The 19,576-nt window shown below is 38.1% G+C and carries 20 protein-coding genes; 10 read left to right on the top strand and 10 right to left on the bottom strand.

Going from position 1 to position 19,576, the window contains the following annotated elements; translation table 11 throughout:
- Window positions 1-4: 4 nt before the first annotated feature.
- A complete protein-coding gene (locus H5126_RS09900) occupies window positions 5-1,006 on the bottom strand; it encodes a YHYH protein (protein ID WP_182721185.1) in 1,002 nt (333 codons plus the stop codon).
- A 205-nt stretch (window positions 1,007-1,211) separates the two neighbouring features.
- Here H5126_RS09900 and H5126_RS09895 point away from each other — a divergent pair, with 205 nt between their 5' ends.
- A complete protein-coding gene (locus H5126_RS09895; RefSeq protein WP_138489047.1) occupies window positions 1,212-1,643 on the top strand; it encodes a DUF3859 domain-containing protein in 432 nt (143 codons plus the stop codon).
- A gap of 98 nt (window positions 1,644-1,741) precedes the next feature.
- Here the strand turns inward: H5126_RS09895 and H5126_RS09890 are convergent, their stop codons facing one another.
- The 3 genes from H5126_RS09890 to H5126_RS09880 all read right to left on the bottom strand — a co-directional run bounded on the left by H5126_RS09890 (window position 1,742) and on the right by H5126_RS09880 (window position 3,908).
- Window positions 1,742-2,158 (bottom strand): VF530 family DNA-binding protein, encoded by a 417-nt coding sequence (locus H5126_RS09890; RefSeq protein ID WP_002960902.1) that lies wholly within the window; start codon window positions 2,156-2,158, stop codon window positions 1,742-1,744.
- Between the two features lie 72 nt (window positions 2,159-2,230).
- On the bottom strand, window positions 2,231-3,223 hold the full coding sequence (locus H5126_RS09885; RefSeq protein WP_182721184.1) for an MDR family oxidoreductase: 993 nt from the start codon (window positions 3,221-3,223) through the stop codon (window positions 2,231-2,233).
- 49 nt (window positions 3,224-3,272) lie between these two features.
- Entirely contained in the window at window positions 3,273-3,908 is a 636-nt protein-coding gene (locus H5126_RS09880) for a TetR/AcrR family transcriptional regulator (protein ID WP_007582758.1), read from the bottom strand.
- Between the two features lie 409 nt (window positions 3,909-4,317).
- Between H5126_RS09880 and rmf the strand changes: the two genes are divergently transcribed.
- Entirely contained in the window at window positions 4,318-4,488 is a 171-nt protein-coding gene (rmf, locus tag H5126_RS09875; protein WP_002960897.1) for a ribosome modulation factor, read from the top strand.
- A 65-nt stretch (window positions 4,489-4,553) separates the two neighbouring features.
- On the opposite strand, the gene fabA is transcribed toward rmf, so the two are convergent.
- Window positions 4,554-5,069: a bifunctional 3-hydroxydecanoyl-ACP dehydratase/trans-2-decenoyl-ACP isomerase gene (gene fabA, locus H5126_RS09870; protein WP_002960896.1), complete on the bottom strand. Its 516-nt coding sequence runs from the start codon at window positions 5,067-5,069 to the stop codon at window positions 4,554-4,556.
- A 203-nt stretch (window positions 5,070-5,272) separates the two neighbouring features.
- Between fabA and H5126_RS09865 the strand changes: the two genes are divergently transcribed.
- The 3 genes from H5126_RS09865 to H5126_RS09855 are packed head-to-tail and all read left to right on the top strand — an operon-like array spanning window position 5,273 to window position 7,378.
- Entirely contained in the window at window positions 5,273-6,130 is an 858-nt protein-coding gene (locus H5126_RS09865) for a 6-carboxytetrahydropterin synthase (protein ID WP_024595367.1), read from the top strand.
- Window positions 6,123-6,941, top strand: a complete 819-nt coding sequence (locus H5126_RS09860; protein WP_182693902.1) for a M23 family metallopeptidase — start codon at window positions 6,123-6,125, stop codon at window positions 6,939-6,941. Before H5126_RS09865 ends, H5126_RS09860 begins: the two co-directional genes overlap by 8 nt.
- 5 nt (window positions 6,942-6,946) lie before the next feature.
- Window positions 6,947-7,378: an acyl-CoA thioesterase gene (locus H5126_RS09855; protein ID WP_002960891.1), complete on the top strand. Its 432-nt coding sequence runs from the start codon at window positions 6,947-6,949 to the stop codon at window positions 7,376-7,378.
- 280 nt (window positions 7,379-7,658) lie between these two features.
- Here the strand turns inward: H5126_RS09855 and H5126_RS09850 are convergent, their stop codons facing one another.
- Genes H5126_RS09850 through H5126_RS09830 form a run of 5 tightly spaced genes read right to left on the bottom strand, consistent with a single transcriptional unit; the run spans window position 7,659 to window position 13,255 of the window.
- The gene (locus tag H5126_RS09850) at window positions 7,659-8,981 is read right to left on the bottom strand and encodes a Na+/H+ antiporter family protein (RefSeq protein ID WP_182721183.1); all 1,323 of its coding nucleotides are present in this window, start codon (window positions 8,979-8,981) and stop codon (window positions 7,659-7,661) included.
- A gap of 8 nt (window positions 8,982-8,989) precedes the next feature.
- A complete protein-coding gene (locus tag H5126_RS09845) occupies window positions 8,990-10,960 on the bottom strand; it encodes a DUF3488 and transglutaminase-like domain-containing protein (RefSeq protein ID WP_182721182.1) in 1,971 nt (656 codons plus the stop codon).
- Window positions 10,960-11,946 carry a DUF58 domain-containing protein gene (locus tag H5126_RS09840; protein WP_182758525.1) on the bottom strand — a complete coding sequence of 329 codons (987 nt, stop codon included), beginning with the start codon at window positions 11,944-11,946 and terminating at the stop codon, window positions 10,960-10,962. Before H5126_RS09840 ends, H5126_RS09845 begins: the two co-directional genes overlap by 1 nt.
- 6 nt (window positions 11,947-11,952) lie before the next feature.
- Window positions 11,953-12,858, bottom strand: coding sequence for a MoxR family ATPase (locus H5126_RS09835; protein ID WP_182721350.1), 906 nt, complete (start codon window positions 12,856-12,858; stop codon window positions 11,953-11,955).
- 13 nt (window positions 12,859-12,871) lie between these two features.
- A complete protein-coding gene (locus H5126_RS09830; protein WP_002960883.1) occupies window positions 12,872-13,255 on the bottom strand; it encodes a response regulator in 384 nt (127 codons plus the stop codon).
- A gap of 529 nt (window positions 13,256-13,784) precedes the next feature.
- On the opposite strand from H5126_RS09830, the gene H5126_RS09825 reads away from it, so the two are divergent.
- The 5 genes from H5126_RS09825 to H5126_RS09805 all read left to right on the top strand — a co-directional run bounded on the left by H5126_RS09825 (window position 13,785) and on the right by H5126_RS09805 (window position 19,434).
- Window positions 13,785-15,113, top strand: a complete 1,329-nt coding sequence (locus tag H5126_RS09825) for a hypothetical protein (protein ID WP_165723449.1) — start codon at window positions 13,785-13,787, stop codon at window positions 15,111-15,113.
- A 152-nt stretch (window positions 15,114-15,265) separates the two neighbouring features.
- Window positions 15,266-16,570, top strand: a complete 1,305-nt coding sequence (locus H5126_RS09820; protein ID WP_007377152.1) for a sugar ABC transporter substrate-binding protein — start codon at window positions 15,266-15,268, stop codon at window positions 16,568-16,570.
- 146 nt (window positions 16,571-16,716) lie between these two features.
- On the top strand, window positions 16,717-17,589 hold the full coding sequence (locus tag H5126_RS09815) for a carbohydrate ABC transporter permease (protein WP_002960879.1): 873 nt from the start codon (window positions 16,717-16,719) through the stop codon (window positions 17,587-17,589).
- Between the two features lie 2 nt (window positions 17,590-17,591).
- On the top strand, window positions 17,592-18,422 hold the full coding sequence (locus H5126_RS09810) for a carbohydrate ABC transporter permease (protein ID WP_182693431.1): 831 nt from the start codon (window positions 17,592-17,594) through the stop codon (window positions 18,420-18,422).
- 10 nt (window positions 18,423-18,432) lie between these two features.
- Complete coding sequence (locus H5126_RS09805) at window positions 18,433-19,434, top strand: ABC transporter ATP-binding protein (protein ID WP_182721349.1); 1,002 nt, start codon at window positions 18,433-18,435, stop codon at window positions 19,432-19,434.
- The last annotated feature ends 142 nt before the right edge of the window (window positions 19,435-19,576 follow it).

Raw genomic sequence — 19,576 nt, 5'->3', positions numbered from 1 at the left:
CTAATTAAACTTCGCCTTTAACGCAGCGTTGAAAAAACGGATAAGTGTCTGTTGCGTAGTAGTGGTATATCCCTTGAGGAAACTCAGGTGTTACGCCAACGCGGCCATTACATTCATCTAAATCACCAGAGCCTGCTACGTATTCCCAATCTTGTGCAAATGTACCTAATGGGTATATATCGGTAGAAGGGCGGTTTGCGCTTAAAGATGTTATGTGTTGGTAGCTACCGGTCATTACGGTTAGCGCTGAAGTTGCATCATTTGAGTCTGAATAGCCGTAACGTGCATAAATAGGAAAGCCGTCTGCTGCCCAGCCTATTAGAGTCATAGTGGAGCTATTGCCACCTCGCATTGCTACAAAGCCTTCTGGCATACCATGATAGTGATATGTGCCATCGGGTTGTACGTGTGCATTGTTGTCGTCTGTTCCAAAACTAAACGTGTCTTGGCTTAAAGCTTCTATATTCCAATTACCGCTGTTGTCGCCTAAATCACAATCGGTGCCTGAATCATCGCAACTTCCGCCTGTGCCGGCGTCTATTTTAATGCCGTTAAGTACAACACCTATCATTCCACGAGGGCCACCAAGCATGGTTGCTTGTGTTGTTTCTACAGGCTCAAGTGTGTAGCTTTCATTTACTGATTGTTCAGAAATAGTATTTGGGTTATCGGCATTAGGGAATGTACCTACTTCGTGATCAGGTATGCCATTAGCGACTAAGTCGCGTGTAGTTCCTGTGCATGACCAATCTGCCACGCTGGTGGCTTGTACTGATTCTGACTCGTTATAGTCACTGTAACTATATTCACAAAACACGCCTTGGGTTGAGCTACTCGTACCTGTACCGTTATCTGAGGTGGTTGATGATGAATCTGTAGTTGTTGAGGTATCAACTATGCCTTCTACACCTCCGCAAGCAACTAACGATAAAACAACTAGAGCCAAGGTGCTTAGTTTTATAGCATTTACCCTATTTCGATTATTATTAAGTGCGTGTAGTTTCATTGCTGCTTACCTGATCAATTAAGTTACTCAAACAATAATCAGCAATTGTGCAAATAATGTGTAAACAATGATGACAAATTAGCAATGATGTAAATAAACGAAGTATTAAAGCTAAGTTGAGATTTAACTTTATTGGATTGTGTTTTATTTTAAAATTTCAAAAGTTAAACTAATGCAAAAATAGCTAATATAAAAGGTTACCTTAATGGCTAAAACAAAACCTGTAGTGACGTTACAAAGTCACGGTATTTACTCTAAGTGGGATAGCGAAAGTAAAGCATTGCCACAAATAGAGCAATTTACAACAAATGTAATAGCTGAGGTAGATGTTGAGTTTGGCTTAATCGTAAATATTAAAAAGGGTAAAGGCGAAAAGCTTCACTATTGTATATACCATCCAGATATTCCAGACAGTGACGGTGATGTAATGGACCCCTTTGAAGGCGACGTATACGTTAAAAACAGTGATTGGAACTTTTATTTAGGCGACACGCTTTGGTTACCAATAGAGAATAAGTTGGGTGATTGGCGTATGACGATTGAGCTAAATGGAAAAATTATTGCTGATAAAACTTTTAAGGTGGCATTAGAGGTAGAGCGTACTGAAACAGATTTTTGGAAAAACCGAGGGTATTGATTTCTATTTGTTAGCTATATGGTGTGGATGTAATAAAAATTAATAAAAGAGAGTTGTAGAGCCATTTAAAATAGCTCTACAAAATTAAATTAGCGTGTTTAGTTACCCCAAGGGTTACTAGAATTAGAGCGTTGTTTACGATCGCGAGCACGTTGCTTTGATGCTTTTTTTTCCATAATACGTTTTGCATCACTAAAACTTAACTCACATGGCTCACCAGGTTTATGATCAGCTGGGATCACGCGATCACGTGGCGGTAATTCGTATTGCACATCATCAGGTCTAGGTAAGTTTTTTAGGCGATAAAGGTAAAAGTTATCTACTTTTTCTTGTGCCCATTGTGTTTTACGTAAAAATTTAACCGCTGACTTTATATCAGGATTGTTTTTAAAGCAGTTAAGTTGTAAATAAGCGTGTAGGAGCTCCCACCCGTATTGTTCAACCAGCTCTTCAACCACTTGTTCTAATTTAACGCCTTGCAGTGGATTATTACTGAAAAGTTCTTGGTTGCTCATCGGTGTTGCCTCGTTATTAAAATACAAATTGCATTATAAATTTAATAACGAGGCTTTAACAGAGTAAATAGCTTAACTTTGACAATTAACTACAACACGACCGCGAATTTTGCCTTGCATTAGTCGCTCTGCGTTATCAATTACGTGTTCTAGTGATATTTCTGTCGAAATTTTATCTAAGTAATCAGCGTTTACTAATTTTGCTAAACGATCCCACGCTTCAATTCTGTCGGCTTTAGGGCGCATTACGCTATCAATGCCTATTAGTGACACACCACGTAATATAAATGGGGCAACTGAGGCAGGTAAATCCATGCCTTGGGCAAGTCCGCAGGCGGTTACTACACCCCCATACTTTAATGATGCACAAATATTAGCAAGTGTATGGCTACCTACTGAATCTATTGCCGCTGCAAAGCGCTCTTTTTGCAAAGGCTTACCAGGATTTGAAAGCTCGTTTCTGTCAATTACCTGTTTAGCACCTAACTCTTTTAAATATTCACTTTGATCTAATCGACCCGTAGCTGCTGTTACGTTGTAGCCAAGCTGGTTTAATAAATAAATAGCAAAGCTGCCTACGCCACCATTGGCACCTGTTACAAGTATTTCGCCAGATTCAGGGTTTATTCCTTGTTTTTCAAGAGCTATAACACTTAGCATAGCGGTATAACCGGCTGTACCTATTTGCATCGCTTGTTTTGGAGAAATACCTGCAGGCAAGGGGATTAGCCAATCGCTATTAAGTGCCGCTTTTTGAGCAAGCCCGCCCCAATGTTTTTCGCCTACACCAAAGCCATTTAATATTACGTTATCGCCATTTTTAAATTCATCGCTGGTGGAATTTGTAACCGTACCCACTAAATCGATACCTGGCACCATAGGAAAACTGCGTACAACAGGGCCTTTACCCGTAATTGCTAAACCATCTTTATAGTTAAGTGTGCTGTATAGCACGTCGATAGAAACGTTTTCGTTTGGTAAATCACTGCTTTCGATAGTCGATAATGAGGCGCTGTAGTTATTATCTTCTTTATTAATAACAATGGCTTTAATTGGGTTATTCATAGGATATCCTTTTAGACCGATCGTCTTTTAATTGGTAAATAAAAACGCATTAGGTTAGTAATGCGCGTAAAAACATTTCTGTATATAAAGTAAGTGGGGTATTTGATTTTGTGAGCTTGGCGCGCATAACCGCACCTTCCCAGCCAATCCAAAAGTACTCACTCATCAATTTTGTATTTACATGGCTCGCAATAGTGCCTTGTTGCTTAGCTTGGTTTAAGCAAACCTCTACATGGTTTTGCCAAGCGGTGTAGCTTTGCATTAATCTGGTTTTAAACTCATCACTTAAATGATTAAGCTCTTGATTTAAGTTACCTACTAAACAGCCACGTTTGTAATCGTATTTTTTCATTCCTTTGATTGCGCTTTGGGTAAAATTAACGATTCGCTCAAGTGGGGGAACATCTTCTTGCTGTAGGTAATGGGTAAGCTTTGCAATAAAGTAACTGTCGTATGCATCAACTAGGGCAATGCCGTAGGCCTCTTTACTTTTAAAGTAATGATAAAAGGAGCCTTTAGGTACAGCCGCTTTTTTTAAAATAGTATCGAGCCCCGTGGCGCTAAAGCCAAATTCAGTTAAGGTTTCTAGGCCCGTGCGAATAAGTAACGCTTTGGTATCGGCGTTCTCTCTGGCTATTTTAGGTGGGCGACCACGGCGTATTGGTGTTGATGTATTTTTGTTCATGTACATATATTAGACCGATCGACTTTAAATAATCAAGCATAAATTTAAATTGTTTAAAAATACTTCAAGTTAGGGGCGGGCTACTAATTTAAGATTAATGAAATAAAAGTGTCACGATTACATTTTTGTTTGGAACTTAGTCAATATTAGTCGGTCACAAATAAAGCACATAAGTGCTTTTTAGCGATTATTGAGTCGCATTTTATTTAGCATAAAACCGGTCAAATTAAATGTTGTATGACCACTTACTTTTTTAAATGTTAATTCATTTTTGCATCAGCAGCTTAGTTAAAGTCAAACAATTTAATTGCTTTTACGATTTGAATTTTACATTTTTATTAACTATTCATTAAATGTAGATTTCACTAATGCTACACAATATACAAATAAAAAGGTGAGGATATTACCGATGAAGAGACAGAAAAGAGATCGTTTAGAAAGAGCTCATTCTCAAGGTTTTAAAGCAGGTTTAGCAGGTCGCTCAAAAGAGCTATGCCCTTATCAACAAGTAGATCCCAAATCAGAGTGGTTAGGAGGTTGGCGTGAAGCGATTGAAAACCGCAACATGTACAAAACCTAAAATCAATAATCGAATTTAAGCAAAAAGGCCTCCACGTTGGAGGCCTTTTTGTACGCATTTAAAAATTAAAACGCGCTAGTGTCTTGGAACAAGCCCACTTTTAAATCTTTTGCTTCGTAAATTACTCGGCCATCTACTTCTACAGTGCCATCTGCAACGCCCATGAACAATTTACGTTTAATTACGCGTTTCATTACAAGGCGGTAAGTTACTTTTTTATTAGTTGGTAAAATTTGGCCAGTAAATTTAACTTCACCCACACCTAGCGCACGGCCAAGACCAGGGCCACCAGACCAACCTAAGTAAAAACCAACTAGTTGCCACATAGCATCTAAGCCTAAACAACCTGGCATTACTGGGTCGCCTTTAAAATGACAATCGAAAAACCAAAGGCTAGGGTCAATATCAAGCTCAGCAACAATTTCGCCTTTCCCATGAATACCGCCATCAGCAGTAATAGAGGTAATGCGATCCATCATTAACATGTTGTCACTTGGTAAACGGCAGTTACCTTCACCAAACATTTCACCTTGACCACACAGGATCAACTCTTCTTTTGTATAGCTATTTTTAGGTTCCATAACACTTATCTTCGCTTAGAAATTGCCAAGTACTTTAGCGTACACTTGTACGCTAAACAACTCGGAGCAGTTAAAAAATCAAAATATTGCATATTAAATCATCAATCAATCAACGCGATTGGTTTTTGCACTATAAAACCGCGCAATTACAATCAGAAATCATTATAATTAACGCTGTCTTATAACCAGTCTAAAGGAAGTTTATGATCCTTTTTGTTAACTCACTAACTGTGATTGATTTTTCTTACTTATGTAACAAACGCGGCGCCGTTGGCGAGAGCTGGATTGTTGATTTAACTTTGCACGGTAAACTTAACGAAGAGTCTATGGTTTTAGACTTTGGTTTAGTTAAAAAGCAAATTAAAGGCATTATAGATGAGTGTATTGATCACCGTTTAGCAATTCCTACAGGGCTTAATGGTACTGTATCTGAATTTGACGAGCATAAAACACTCGACTGTACATTTGGTGAAAATAATCACTTAGCTATGAGCGCTCCTCATCAAGCTTATTGCATGATTAACGCAGATGAAGTAACTGTTGAATCGGTTACCGAATTTTTAATTGCGACTATTTTACCGAAGCTACCAGATAACATCGAAAAAATTGAGCTGTCTCTTAAGCCTGAACACAGCCAAAGTTTTTACTATCATTACAGCCATGGCCTTAAAAAGCATGACGGTAATTGCCAGCGTATTATTCATGGGCATCGTTCTCAAATTGGTATTAGCCTAGATGGTATTTCTATGCCGCGCTTGCAAAAAGAATGGTCTCAAAAGTGGGAAGATATTTACTTAGCCACCAGTGAAGATCAAATTAACGCTGCTGATTTAAAACACATAACAGCCAAAGCGGGTGATGTATGTTTTGCTTATACATCGGCACAAGGCTATTTTGAAATGGCTATAAGCGAGTCTCGTTGCGACATTTTACCAGTAGATACCACTGTAGAATGTATTGCTGAACATGTAGCTGGCCAAATTAAAGCCCAATACCCAGAAAAAGCAGTGAAAGTAACGGCTTATGAAGGTGTTGGAAAAGGATCGATTAGTTATGTTTAAAACACTTTTAGCAACAGCGCTTGTTGCCTCTGCTAGCTTTAGTGCTATGGCGCTTGAGTTAAAAGGACATTTAACACAAGGCGGTTTAGTTACTGGAAAGCTAGAAAACGCTAAATCAGTAAGCTTAGATGGCAAAAGCTTAAAACTTTCACCAAAGGGTGATTTTGTATTTGGTTTTGGTCGTGACGCTGAAACTACTCATACTTTAAAATGGGTAGATAACAATGGTAAATCGCATTCACAGCCAATAGCTATCACAAAGCGCGAATATAAAATTGATAAAATTACCGGTGTAGCTAAAAAATATGTCTCTCCGCCAAAAGAAGTTAGTGCGCGTATAAGCCGTGAAGCAGTTGCTGTGCGAAAAGCCAGAGAAGTAGACTCTGATTTATTGTACTTTTTAGACCCTGTGTTAAAGCCTGCAGAAGGGCGCATATCGGGTGTTTACGGTAGTCAGCGCTATTTTAATGGCGAGCCTCGTCGTCCGCACTTTGGCTTAGATATCGCGAATAAAACGGGCTCTCCTGTTTACGCGCCTATTAGTGGTACCGTGGTATTTGCTGAACCTGATTTATACTACTCTGGCGGAACATTAATTATTGATCATGGCCATGGTATTACCTCAACTTACATTCACTTAAGTAAGCTTGATGTAAAAGTGGGTGATAAAATTGAGCAAGGTAACAAAGTGGCTGAAATTGGTGCAACAGGGCGTGTAACGGGTCCTCACCTAGATTGGCGTTTTAACTGGAAAGGCGAACGCCTTGATCCTGCATTACTAATGCAAGATACATTAGCAAACAAAAAGTAGAGATTATGACTGACGTAAATCGCGATGCAATAATTGCTCAGCGTATTGAAGACTCAACCACATCGGTAACTAAAACCGTGTTTCCAGGGCGTACTAATCATCACAATACTTTATTTGGTGGTGATGCACTGGCGTGGATGGATGAAGTGGCATTTATAGCAGCGACTCGTTTTTGTCGTAAGCCTTTGGTAACTATATCTTCTGATAGAGTCGACTTTAAAGAAGCCATACCAGCAGGTACTTTTGCAGAGTTAATAGCTAAAGTAGTGCATGTAGGTAACACCAGCTTAAAAGTTGACGTAGATATATTATTAGAAACTATGCACAAAGACGATAAGCATTCAGCCATTAGTGGCAGCTTTACCTTTGTTGCAGTTGATGATAACCACAGACCGACTCCGGTAGTATGCGACAAAATGATTTATGGTTTTGATTGACTTAAAGCTTTGAATATGCGCTAAAGCAAATTTATATAAGCACCTTAATTGGTGCTTATATAAAACACCTAAAACACCTAAAAGAACACATCATACAAAATATTCATAAAGTATAACCTCAACAACAGGGTGTGTATTAACTAAAAAAGTAGTCAAACTGAAGGGAATTGATAGGGGTGAGAGTTGTTGGATTTGGATACTAAAAAGGTATGCTTTTAACATACCTTTTTGGTTATATTTAGCTTTTAATTACATTTATTAATACTTACATAAATACTTTTTAAAGTACCATTGCTGCAATCCAGCCAAATATCAGCAGCGGTATGTTAAAGTGAATAAACGTTGGAATAACAGAATCTCTAATGTGGTCGTGCTGGCCATCGGCATTTAAACCCGATGTTGGGCCAAGCGTTGAGTCTGAAGCAGGAGAGCCAGCATCACCTAAAGCGCCCGCAGTACCAACAAGCGCAGCGGTAGACATAACAGAAAACCCAAGATCTAAACACAAAGGAACAAACAAAGTTGCAATAATAGGCACTGTTGAAAACGAACTGCCAATTCCCATTGTAATTAATAACCCGACTAACAAAATAACACCGGCGGCCAAAGGTTTATTACCATCAAAAAGGGCGGCTGCGCTGTGTACTAAGCTTGCTACATCGCCAGTGGCTTGCATAACCGATGCAAAACCTTGTGCCGATATCATAATAAAGCCAATCATGGCCATCATCGCAACGCCTTTACTAAATACGTCGCCGTTTTCTTCCCACTTAACTACACCGAAAACACTAAATATCATTACACCTACTAAGCCACCTAAAATCATTGAGCCACTTAGGTTTTGTGCAACAAGTGAGGCAAGTACTGCAAAAAGCCCGACAATCATTACTTTTTTAGGGTTTTCTACTTCAGCTGATTTACTCACAGTTGTTAATGGGAGCTCGGTGTATTCGCGACGTTTTTTGTAAGTAATAAATACCGCAATAAGCAATCCAATAAACATACCTAATGCAGGAATTATCATCGCCACAGGGACTTGGGTATTTACAATGTCTAGGCCGTTATCAACTAGGTTTTTGTGCAAAATAGAATATAAGTAAATACCGCCAAAACCATAAGGAAGCACCATGTAAGACGTTGCTAATCCAAATGTTAAAATACACGCTATAGCACGCCTGTCTAATCTTAACTGATTAAAAACAACAAGTAACGGCGGGATCAAAATAGGAATAAACGCTATGTGTACAGGTACTAAGTTTTGCGAAGAAATTGCACAACCTAAAATAATTAATAAAATGAAGTAACTTAAAAATGTTTCATTACCGCTGCCTTTTGCATTTACTTTAGCAAGTAGCTTATCAGCGAGAATACGTGTTAAACCCGACTTAGAAATAGCAACGGCAAACGCGCCGAGCATAGCATAGCTTAGTGCAATTTCAGCCCCAGCTGAAAGGCCAGAATTAAACGCATCTACACTTTCTTTTATACCCAAGCCTGCAGTAAGACCTGCAACTAACGCGCTTATGATCATGGCAACAATGACGTTAACGCGAGCCAGAGATAGCCCGAGCATTAAAATAACGCCTATAACAACAGCATTCATAGTATTCTCTATTTGGAAATTTTAATTAATTTTATCAGATCTTTAGCCTGAGTTTTACGCTCTTTCGTAAAAGGTTTTTTACCATAGCGTACTTGGTTAAATAACTGCCTAAAAGTGTTTATAGATTGTGCAGAACGAGGAAGTTGATCAGCAAAAAAGTCTAACTGCTGACTCGGTGTTAAATTATCGGGTGTATTTATTTTTTGTTTTTTAGCCCATGCTTTTACTTCATAAAACTCTTTAACCATAGGCGCTAATTTAGACGGGCGTTTTGGCAAGTTTAAATAAATAAAATAACTTATAAAACAAAAACCAGCTGTTAGTAAAACTATTAATGGTACAAGCCAAATGTTTTTACTACCAAAAATCGATTTTAAAAAATCATTTTGTTTTTCTTCGTCAAAACCAAGTACCCAGCTAGACCATTGATAATCGAGGTTTTCAAGTTCCAACCTTAACCAATTAATAGCGGGGAAATTACTTAAACTCACTAAACCAAAATCAAGGTTACTTTTAAATTCGTCATTCAGCTCTTCGTTCTGCGAAAGTGAGCCATTTAAACGCTCTGGTGCAACAACGGCGGTTGCATCAAAAATAACCCAACCTTCGTTTTGTAAAAATACTTCTACCCATGCATGTGCGTCGTATTGGCGAACAGTGAGCGTATTATTATCTTGATTTAATTCACCACCTAAATAGCCACTTACTAGTCGAGCGGGTATACCTGCGGTTCTAAAAATGTACGCGGCGGCACTGGCATAGTGGCCACAAAAGCCACGTTGGTTTTCAAATAAAAATTGGTCAATTGTATTATCACCGCTCATAGGCGTGGGTGTTAACGTGTACGTAAATCCCGTACCTGCAAAGTACTGTAATAAGCTATTGTAAAAATCGCGGTCAGAGTGTGTATTTTGCTTTAAGTTTTTAGCAAGTAATGATGTTTTTATATTCTTTTTATAAGCGAGGTATTTGTAGCGTTTTTCTTCAAATTCGCCAAGCGGTAAAGCTGTGAAGTTAAAGCTATTTACATCGTATTGTAAGTTTTTAGCTTGGCGACTTTTTTTACGCAATAAACCTAGTGAATTACCTTCAACATTTGGTGAGTTACTACTGGAATACGCTAAACCATAGAGCCATTTTTGTGTCGCAGGCTCTGTAATAACTGAGTAGCTTGCAATAAGTTGCTCATCATTTTCGCTCTGCGTATTTGTTTTTACATTATTATATTTTAAAAAGTCAGACGTAAGCCACGCATTACCATTAAACTCATCATGGACTATTGCTCGCCAATAATAAGGCGCTACAGGTTTTTCTTCGTTAAATTTAGCTCTAAACACAAGTTCATCTGAGTTTGAAAGCTTTGCAATATCGAATGGATCGACTTGTTCAGAAAGCCCTGTTTTAGCAAGCTTAGGCCCAGGAAGCTGCCAAAAGGCGGGCATTTTTGGCAAAAAAAGCAGTAAAAATATAGCTAAAGGAAGCGCTAAAAGTAGCAGTTTACCGCTTTGTTTAGAGGCTATTTTTAAATTATGTTTGGACTCGAGTAAGCCAAGTACTGCAAAGTTTAATATGTATAAACCACTTACAGTTAAAGTTGTTAAAATGCTTTGGTTAAATAAATACACGGATGAGAGTGAAAAAAACGTAAGCGTTGTAATTACATGATAGTGTTTTTTGGTTTTAGCCTGTAGCAGTTTAAATAAACTAGCAAGTAGCAGCATGGCCACAAATAAAATAACCGTATCCGACATGCCTACTGTGTAGAGCATTAAACCCAGTGACACACCTGCGAGTATATTTGCCAGCCAAGCATTTGGCTTTGGTTTATTACTCAGCGTTATGTAAAAGTTCCATGCACAAATAAGTGAAAGTACACCTACAAAAACAAGCGGTAAATGTGATACAAAAAATACAATCAAACATGCATATATAAAAGACAGCGAATAATTTATTACTTTTTCGTTTTTAAGTATGTCCATTACACATCACCATTAAATGAGCATAATACTTCTAAGCATTGCTGCTTATGATGCTGTCCGGTATTTGTATTTATTGTTTTATTCGGTAGCTTTAACATAAAAGGGGTGTTTTTCTCGGTTGCTTCACACACTAAAAAGCATAACTGGCTTAACCGTTGTTCTGTATCTCCATTCATTAACGTAAAATCGAAGAGTGCATTTGCTGTTTTAAAGTCTACAAACTCTTTAACTAACAACTGCTGTGTTTTTGCGTAATGCTTCCACGACACTCTTTGCAAGCCCATCTCAGGTAAGTGTGGGATAAGAGACTCAAACTCTTCGCTACCAGATTGTGTAGAAATACCTTTATCGGCTTGCTCATAAAGCATAGAAACATGCGCGTCACAGTGAACCTGTTCAAGCGACGGGTATACAAATACATCTTGTTGTAATTGAATGTAGCTCCAAACAGTTATCAAACCAAAGGGATAGTTACTCGCTATTTTAATACGTTGCACTGAGTACTTACCGCGTGAGCTGTAGGGTAAGTTGAGTGTAAGTAACTGAGGTTTACTATCAACTTGGCCGGTATGTTTGTGAGTTTGCTCACTACCTTGATATGTTAAATTAATAGATTGGGTAACAGAAGGGCTTTGTAATTCAAATATAATACTCGGTTTTTGAGGAGCGTAGCTGTTAAATGCATCTTTAAATTTAACTGTTAAGCCTTTAGCGTTACTGTAGCCCATTAATACAGCAATAATCATTACCACAAACATAAGATAAGACATTATTAAAATTAAATTATTTTGATAATTAATGCCCATCACAAAGTTTAAAATAGCTACAACTATAAAGTACCAACCAAGGGATGATGGCAATACATAAATTGTTCTGTGTTCAAGTGTAATTGAGTTTTTTAAATGTTTATTTTTTAATAACTTATTAAATACACTTTGCTTAAATGACTTAAATAAAGAAGGGCGCTTAGCTATTTTTTTTGGCATAAAAGTTTATACCGGAACTAATACGTTTTTTAAAATATCATTTACTTGCGCTTCACCTGACTCGTTATGCAAACCTAATCGATGCTGACACACACTTGCAAATACGGCTTGAACATCTTCTGGCATTACAAAATCACGACCATTAATAAAGGCCCACGACCTAGCTGCTTTAGCTAGAGCCATACTAGCACGAGGTGATAATGATGATGCAAAAGCGTTGCTTGTGCGTGTGTAATTAACAAGCTCTATAATGTAGTCAATAACCGGGCTACTTAAAGAAATTTGGCTTATCTGAGTTTGAATTGCCGCTAACTCTTGTTGGTTAATACGCTTAGGTAATTGGCTGTAATCTCGTTTTTGCATATTCAAAATTAAGCGTTTTTCGGCTTCTTTAGGTGGAAAACCTAAGCTAATGCGCATTAAAAATCGGTCTAATTGCGACTCAGGTAACGGGTAGGTACCTGATTGGTAAAGCGGGTTTTGTGTTGCAATCACAAAAAATGGATTTGGCAGCGTATATTTTTTTCCATCAACTGTTACTTGTTGCTCTTCCATTGCTTCAAGCAACGCACTTTGTGTTTTGGGCCCTGCGCGGTTTATTTCATCAGCTAAAACAACTTGGCTAAAAATAGGGCCTTTATGAAACGTAAAACTGTGCTCGGTAGAGTTAAATACATTAGTACCCAGAATATCAGCAGGGAGAAGATCACTGGTAAACTGTATACGCTGATACGATAAACCTAACACAGCTGACAATGCATGAGAAAGAGTGGTCTTTCCCATGCCAGGCAAATCTTCAATGAGTAAATGCCCTTCGCTAAATAAGCATGTAAGTGCCAGTTTTATTTGTTGTTGTTTACCAAATATAACACTCGAAAGATCTTCTATAATCGCAGTAACAGTACTATGCATGCTAACCTTATTATTATTCTATTATTTCTAGACGCTTCATTACAGTGTCTACTTTTTTTGTATTAAAAGGTTTTGCAATAAAACCTTTAGCGCCCATTTCCCACGTGTTTTGTACGTTTTCGAGACTATTGTGGCCCGAACACATAACAACATGAGTGTGCGGGTAAGCACTATTAATGTATTCCAATATCTCTGCACCATTAGAGTCTGGTAAATCTACATCTACAAATATAACGCCTGGCGGTTTATTGTCCATAATAGGTTTGGCAGAGCTAAAATCAGCACTTTCTAATATATCTTCAAACCCTAAGTCAGTTAAAATTTGGTTTAGATAATCACGAATTTCCTTAACGTCATCAATAATGAGGATGGGCTCTAGCGGGCGAACAAATTCCATATGTAGGTTGCTTCTATTTTGAATACATCTAAGTGCTTTAATACTAAGCTAACCCCATCATAAGCTCAAGAACGTTACTTAAAAAACACCAATAAATAAACTGTTTATAGGTTTGCCCAACAACGTATTTTTAAAGGATTATCTGCTCTCATATCTTCTACTAACTTATATTTTCATTAATTGTAATGAACAATAATGACGTATTCATAAGAAATTCCTTAATCCAATACAACATTCCATCAAAACTTGATGTAACAAATTTGCTACTTAACTTATTGATTCAAAAATATTTACATATGAATTCGATTTTTTGTAAACGTTTTGTAATAAAAAATCGTTGACCTTCTAAATTCATTCTGTGATTATGCTCAGCAGATGGGCTTATGCTCACAAGTGCAGTTTCATTAACCACTTAATGTTTTGCTCAGTCAGCCTCATCTATACACACTGAATTAATACCAATTTCATTAAATGAAAATGCAATTTAATAAAGTTGGCATCACACACCACACTAAATAAAGAGCTTATTATGTTGAATAATAAAAAGACTAAATTTGCAATTTCTCTCATAGCGGCAGCTATGGCTACATCGGCTCCAGCACAGGCTGATATTTCTGAATATTTAGATCGCGTTGACGTAGACTTTTTACTAATGCAAAACTTTCAGTCAATTCAGGCTAAAGATGGTGCATTTCGTCCAGAAGATGAAGAACAAGAATCAGGATTTGGCCGTATTAGAGCTAATCTAATGCTTAAATTTCATATTAACGAGTTCATCACTGCCGATATAGATATTGCAGAAGAGCCTAATGACTTTGGTGGCGAAGATCGTGACTTTTCATTTCACAACGATTTTGCAGGTGTTGAATTTGACTTACTAGGTCTATATGGCACACCAAAAGAAAACGCAAATTTAACACTGCGTTTGGGTAATATTGGTGGCTCACCATTTCAATTTAAAGGCTTTCAAGACGGCGCAGATAACCAAAGTAATGCACTTATTGGTAATGGTATTACCGATTACGCAACCGCAGAAAACGGCGCACAGCTAAGTTACAGCGAAACTTTCGATAGTGGTGTAGTACGTGCTTATAATGTTACAGGTCACATTACGACTTCAAGTTTCGGTGAAGCATTTCAAGAAGACAGAGGTTATAACTACCGACTTCAAGGTACTCTAGAATTTGAAGGTGGCTTTAAAGCAGGCTTAAACTTATTAAAAGCGAATCAAGGCGACCAGTTACGTTTTGAAAATGGCGTAGCAAGTCTCGATGGTGTAACCACAACAAACTATCGCTTTGGCGATGGTGAAAACTATAATTTCTCAGCGTCACCTTCAAACGAGCGTGACACTCACGTTGGCGCAATGCCAGGGCTTGAGCAATCAATCATCCAGCTTAACTTAGCTTATCAACCATCTGACGAAACTAGCTTAATTTTTATGGTTGGTAAATCGTCTGATGATTACACATTTGCAGATGCCGCTGGTAATGCAGTTGCCGGTATTACCTACTTTGGTACAAACGGCATAGCTGATGAAAATGGCACTACTTTTGATTCAAACAGTGTAATAGAAGGCGACTCATCGGTTGAGTACTTCGTGTTTGAAGCACAACAATATCTAATCCCTAAAAAGCTATATGTAGCGGCTCGTTATGCAGAAGCCGATAACACTTCCGACTTAATTGAACAAACAGACAACACAGTAGAGCGTATTCAAGTAGCCGCAGGTTACTGGTTTAACGATAAAACGCTTTTAAAAGTTGAGTATGTTAACCAAGAAGAAGGTGTTAATTCGGGCGGCCAAATCGGTAAAGGATTTGACGGCTTCACTTCTGAAATATCTGTTAAATTTTAAATCATTATCCAACTAGTCTAACTATTTAAACAAAGGACCTAAAAAGGCACTTTGCGGGCAGTTTTATGCGTTAAAACTGCCATAAATAGAATTGGTAATAGATTGAAATTTAATAGCACTTGTTAAAACATAACGTGTATGGGGAATACCCGATGAAAAATAAATTAATTATGCTCGCGTGTGGCTTTATAAGCATGGGCGCTGCGGCAAAAGAAACAATCACAATAGCGACTGTTAACAATGGTGACATGATCACCATGAAAGAATTAAGCAGTGACTTTACCAGCCAAAACCCGGATATAGATCTAAAATGGGTTACTCTAGAGGAAAACATTCTTCGCCAACGTGTCACAACCGATGTTGCAACAAAGGGCGGCCAATACGATGTTATGACCATAGGTACTTATGAAGTACCAATTTGGGGCAAGCAAAATTGGCTAAAAGAGCTGGATAATTTAGGTGAAAACTACGATTTAGACGATTTAATTCCGGCAATTCGAAGCGGTTTAACGATTAACGACAAGCTTTATGCTGCGCCATTTTATGGCGAAAGCTCAATGGTTATGTACCGCACTGACTTAATGGAAAAAGCAGGGCTGACAATGCCTAAAGCCCCAACATGGGACTTTATACGCAAAGCTGCTAAAGCGATGACAGATAAAAAAGAAGGTGTTTATGGCCTTTGTCTACGTGGTAAAGCAGGTTGGGGCGAAAACGTTGCGCTTATTACATCCATGGCAAATTCGTTTGGTGCGCGTTGGTTTGATGAAAATTGGAAACCTCAGTTTAATACCCCAGAGTGGGAAAATACCCTTCAGTATTATGTCGATGTGATGAAAGAATCTGGTCCTGCTGGTTCATCTGCAAACGGTTTTAATGAAAACCTTGCACTTTTTCAAACCGGAAAATGTGGTATTTGGATTGATGCAACCGTTGCAGGCGCATTTGTTACTAACAAAAAAGATTCAGAAGTTGCCGATAAAGTAGGGTTTGCACTTGCGCCAGATAACGGTCTAGGTAAACGCGGTAACTGGTTATGGTCTTGGACTTTAGCCGTACCGGCAAGCAGCAAAAAACCAGATGCCGCAATGAAATTTATTAGCTGGGCAACATCTAAAGAATACACACAACTTGTAGCCGATAAAAAAGGTTGGGCAAAAGTACCGCCAGGTACACGTAAATCACTTTACAGTAATCAAAAGTACATGGACGCAGCACCGTTTGCGCAAATTACTTTAGATTCTATTCAATCTGCAGATCCTAAAAATCCGACAGTTAAACCAGTGCCTTATGTAGGTATTCAGTTTGTTGCTATTCCTGAGTTTCAAGGAATTGGTACAGCTGTTGGGCAACAATTTTCAGCAGCATTAACTGGCCAAATGACCGTTAAGCAAGCGCTTAGTACGTCTCAGCACCTCGTTGAGCGAACAATGCGTAAAGCTCGCTATCCTAAATAGCATGTAATGGGCGGGTAAGTACTCAAACTTACCCAATATTTTATGTCAATTCTATTTACTTGTTAGTTATAAACACTATCAAGGGTTTCTGATTTTCACTTGATAGTTAACAAGTAAATAGAATTGGCTTTTTTAAGGTCACCTTTATGGCAACAACTAACTCGCGCACGCTTGCTCGGTTTATGCTTCTTCCTAGTGTAATTTTATTACTTGCTTGGATGATAGTTCCGCTGTGTATGACACTGTATTTCTCATTTATTGATTACAACTTACTCGTTCCAGGGGATAAAGAGTTTGTAGGCTTTTTAAACTATGAATTTTTCCTAACTGATCCGGCTTTTTTTGAATCATTTTTTAACACGCTTTACCTAGTAACTGGGGTTTTACTTATCACTATTTGTGGTGGTATTGGCTTAGCTATTTTACTAGACCAAGCAATATGGGGACGAAATTACGTTCGCATTATGGTACTAGCCCCATTTTTTGTAATGCCAACTGTGTCGGCATTAGTATGGAAAAACATGCTAATGAACCCAGTTAATGGCTTATTTGCACATTTCGCGATTTGGCTTGGCTTTGAACCTATCGACTTTTTTGCTCAAATGCCGCTATTTTCAATCATCATAATTGTGTCTTGGCAGTGGTTACCATTTGCAGCATTAATACTGCTAACAGCAATACAATCATTAGACCGTGAACAATTAGAAGCGGCTGATTTAGACGGAGCTGGGCCATTTAGTAAGTTTTTTTACATCGTTTTGCCGCACTTATCGCGCGCTGTAACCGCTGTTATTTTAATCGAAACTATATTTTTACTGTCAATTTTTGCCGAAATATTAGTTACAACAAGTGGTGGTCCTGGTTATTCGTCTACCAATATAACGTACTTAATTTACACGCAATCACTACTTCAATTTGATGTAGGTGGCGGTTCGGCAGGGGGCATAGTTGCAGTAATAATTGCAAATATTGTCGCTATATTTTTAATGCGCTTAATTGGCAAAAACTTGGAGGGTTAATTATGACTATAAAAGATAGCCGTCGTTCCAAACTAATTTATACCATTGCTGCATGGACAATAAGCGGCATGATTTTCTTTCCAATTTTATGGACGTTAATCACCAGCTTTAAAACGGAAGCTGAAGCAATTTCAGCAAGCCCAAGCTTATATGCGTTTGATTGGACACTCGAAAATTACCGAGATGTACTGTCGCGTTCGCCATACTTTAACCATTTTTGGAACTCTGTAGTTATATCGCTAGGTTCAAGTTTACTGGGGTTATTAATTGCTGTACCTGCAGCTTGGTCTATGGCGTTTGTACAAACTAAAAAAACTAAGCATTTATTAATGTGGATGCTTTCTACCAAAATGTTACCGCCAGTAGGGGTACTTATTCCGATTTATTTATTGTTTCGAGACTTTGCGCTACTCGATACAAAATTAGGTTTAGTAATTGTAATGACACTCATTAACTTACCAATAATGGTATGGATGCTGTACACCTACTTTAGAGAAATACCAAACGAAATACTTGAAGCTTCACGTATGGATGGCGCAACAATTGGTGAAGAAATATTCCATGTTTTATTACCAATAGCCTTACCGGGTATAGCCTCAACGCTATTGTTAAATATAATTTTGTCGTGGAACGAAGCTTTTTGGACACTTATTTTAACCGCTGCAAATGCTGCACCTTTAACGGCATTTATTGCCAGTTACTCAAGCCCTGAGGGGTTATTTTACGCTAAGTTATCGGCAGCATCTGCCATGGCCATTGTGCCAATTTTAATACTTGGTTGGTTTAGTCAAAAACAATTAGTGCGTGGATTAAGTTTCGGCGCAGTAAAATAGGAGAATACACATGGGCAGCATCACACTAAAACAAGTCACTAAAAACTTTGATGAAGTTAACGTAATTAAACCGCTCGACTTAGAAATTAAAGACGGTGAGTTTATCGTATTTGTTGGGCCATCGGGCTGTGGTAAATCTACATTACTTCGTATGATCGCAGGTCTTGAAGATACAACCAGTGGTAATATAGAAATTGACGGCATTGACGCTACAAAAACACCGCCTGCAAAAAGAGGCTTAGCAATGGTGTTTCAATCCTATGCGTTATATCCGCATATGACAGTGCGTAACAATATTGCTTTTCCTTTAAAAAGAGCCAAGGTAAGCCCTGCAGAAATTGAGAGTAAAATTGCTAACGCTGCTAAAATTCTTAATTTGACCGATTATTTAGATCGAAAGCCAGGGCAATTGTCGGGCGGTCAGCGCCAGCGAGTAGCGATAGGGCGCGCAATTGTACGCCAACCTTCGGCATTTTTATTTGACGAACCACTTTCAAATCTTGATGCGTCATTACGTGTAAATATGCGTTTAGAAATATCTGAATTACATAAAAGCTTAGCTACAACAATGGTTTATGTTACGCATGATCAGGTTGAAGCCATGACAATGGCAGATAGAATCGCGGTATTTAATGCCGGTATTATTGAACAAGTAGGTACACCTTTAGAGCTTTATAAAAACCCTGTAAACAAATTTGTAGCTGGTTTTATAGGTTCGCCAAAAATGAATTTTATAGATGCTCCACAAAATGAAGATGCGAATGTTAGCTGTATTGGTATTCGACCAGAGCATATAACACTCTCTACTGAGCAAGGTACTTGGGCTGGAACTGTAGGTGTAATTGAGCATTTAGGTTCGGAGAGCTTTTTACATATAAATATTGAAGGCAAAGGGACCGTAACAGTAAAAGCAGATGGTGATTGCCCATTAAAATATGGCGACAGTATTTACCTAAGCGCACCGGCTGATAAAGTATTAAAGTTTGATAATAACGGTTTAACAATTCGCTAAAGCCAATCTTTAATTACCTTAAATAGCACCTTTATAAGGGTGCTATTAACTAAATTCTAATTACATAATCCTATGAAACCTAGGTATTTTTTATTAAGGAATGGTATATTTACAATTATAAATAACAAAAACGTTATTGATA

Source organism: Pseudoalteromonas sp. SG45-3 (assembly GCF_014164075.1).
In the GTDB taxonomy this organism is placed as follows: domain Bacteria; phylum Pseudomonadota; class Gammaproteobacteria; order Enterobacterales; family Alteromonadaceae; genus Pseudoalteromonas; species Pseudoalteromonas distincta.
The sequence above is the reverse complement of the archived record's forward strand: the minus strand, read 5'-3'. Positions and strand labels throughout refer to the sequence as shown.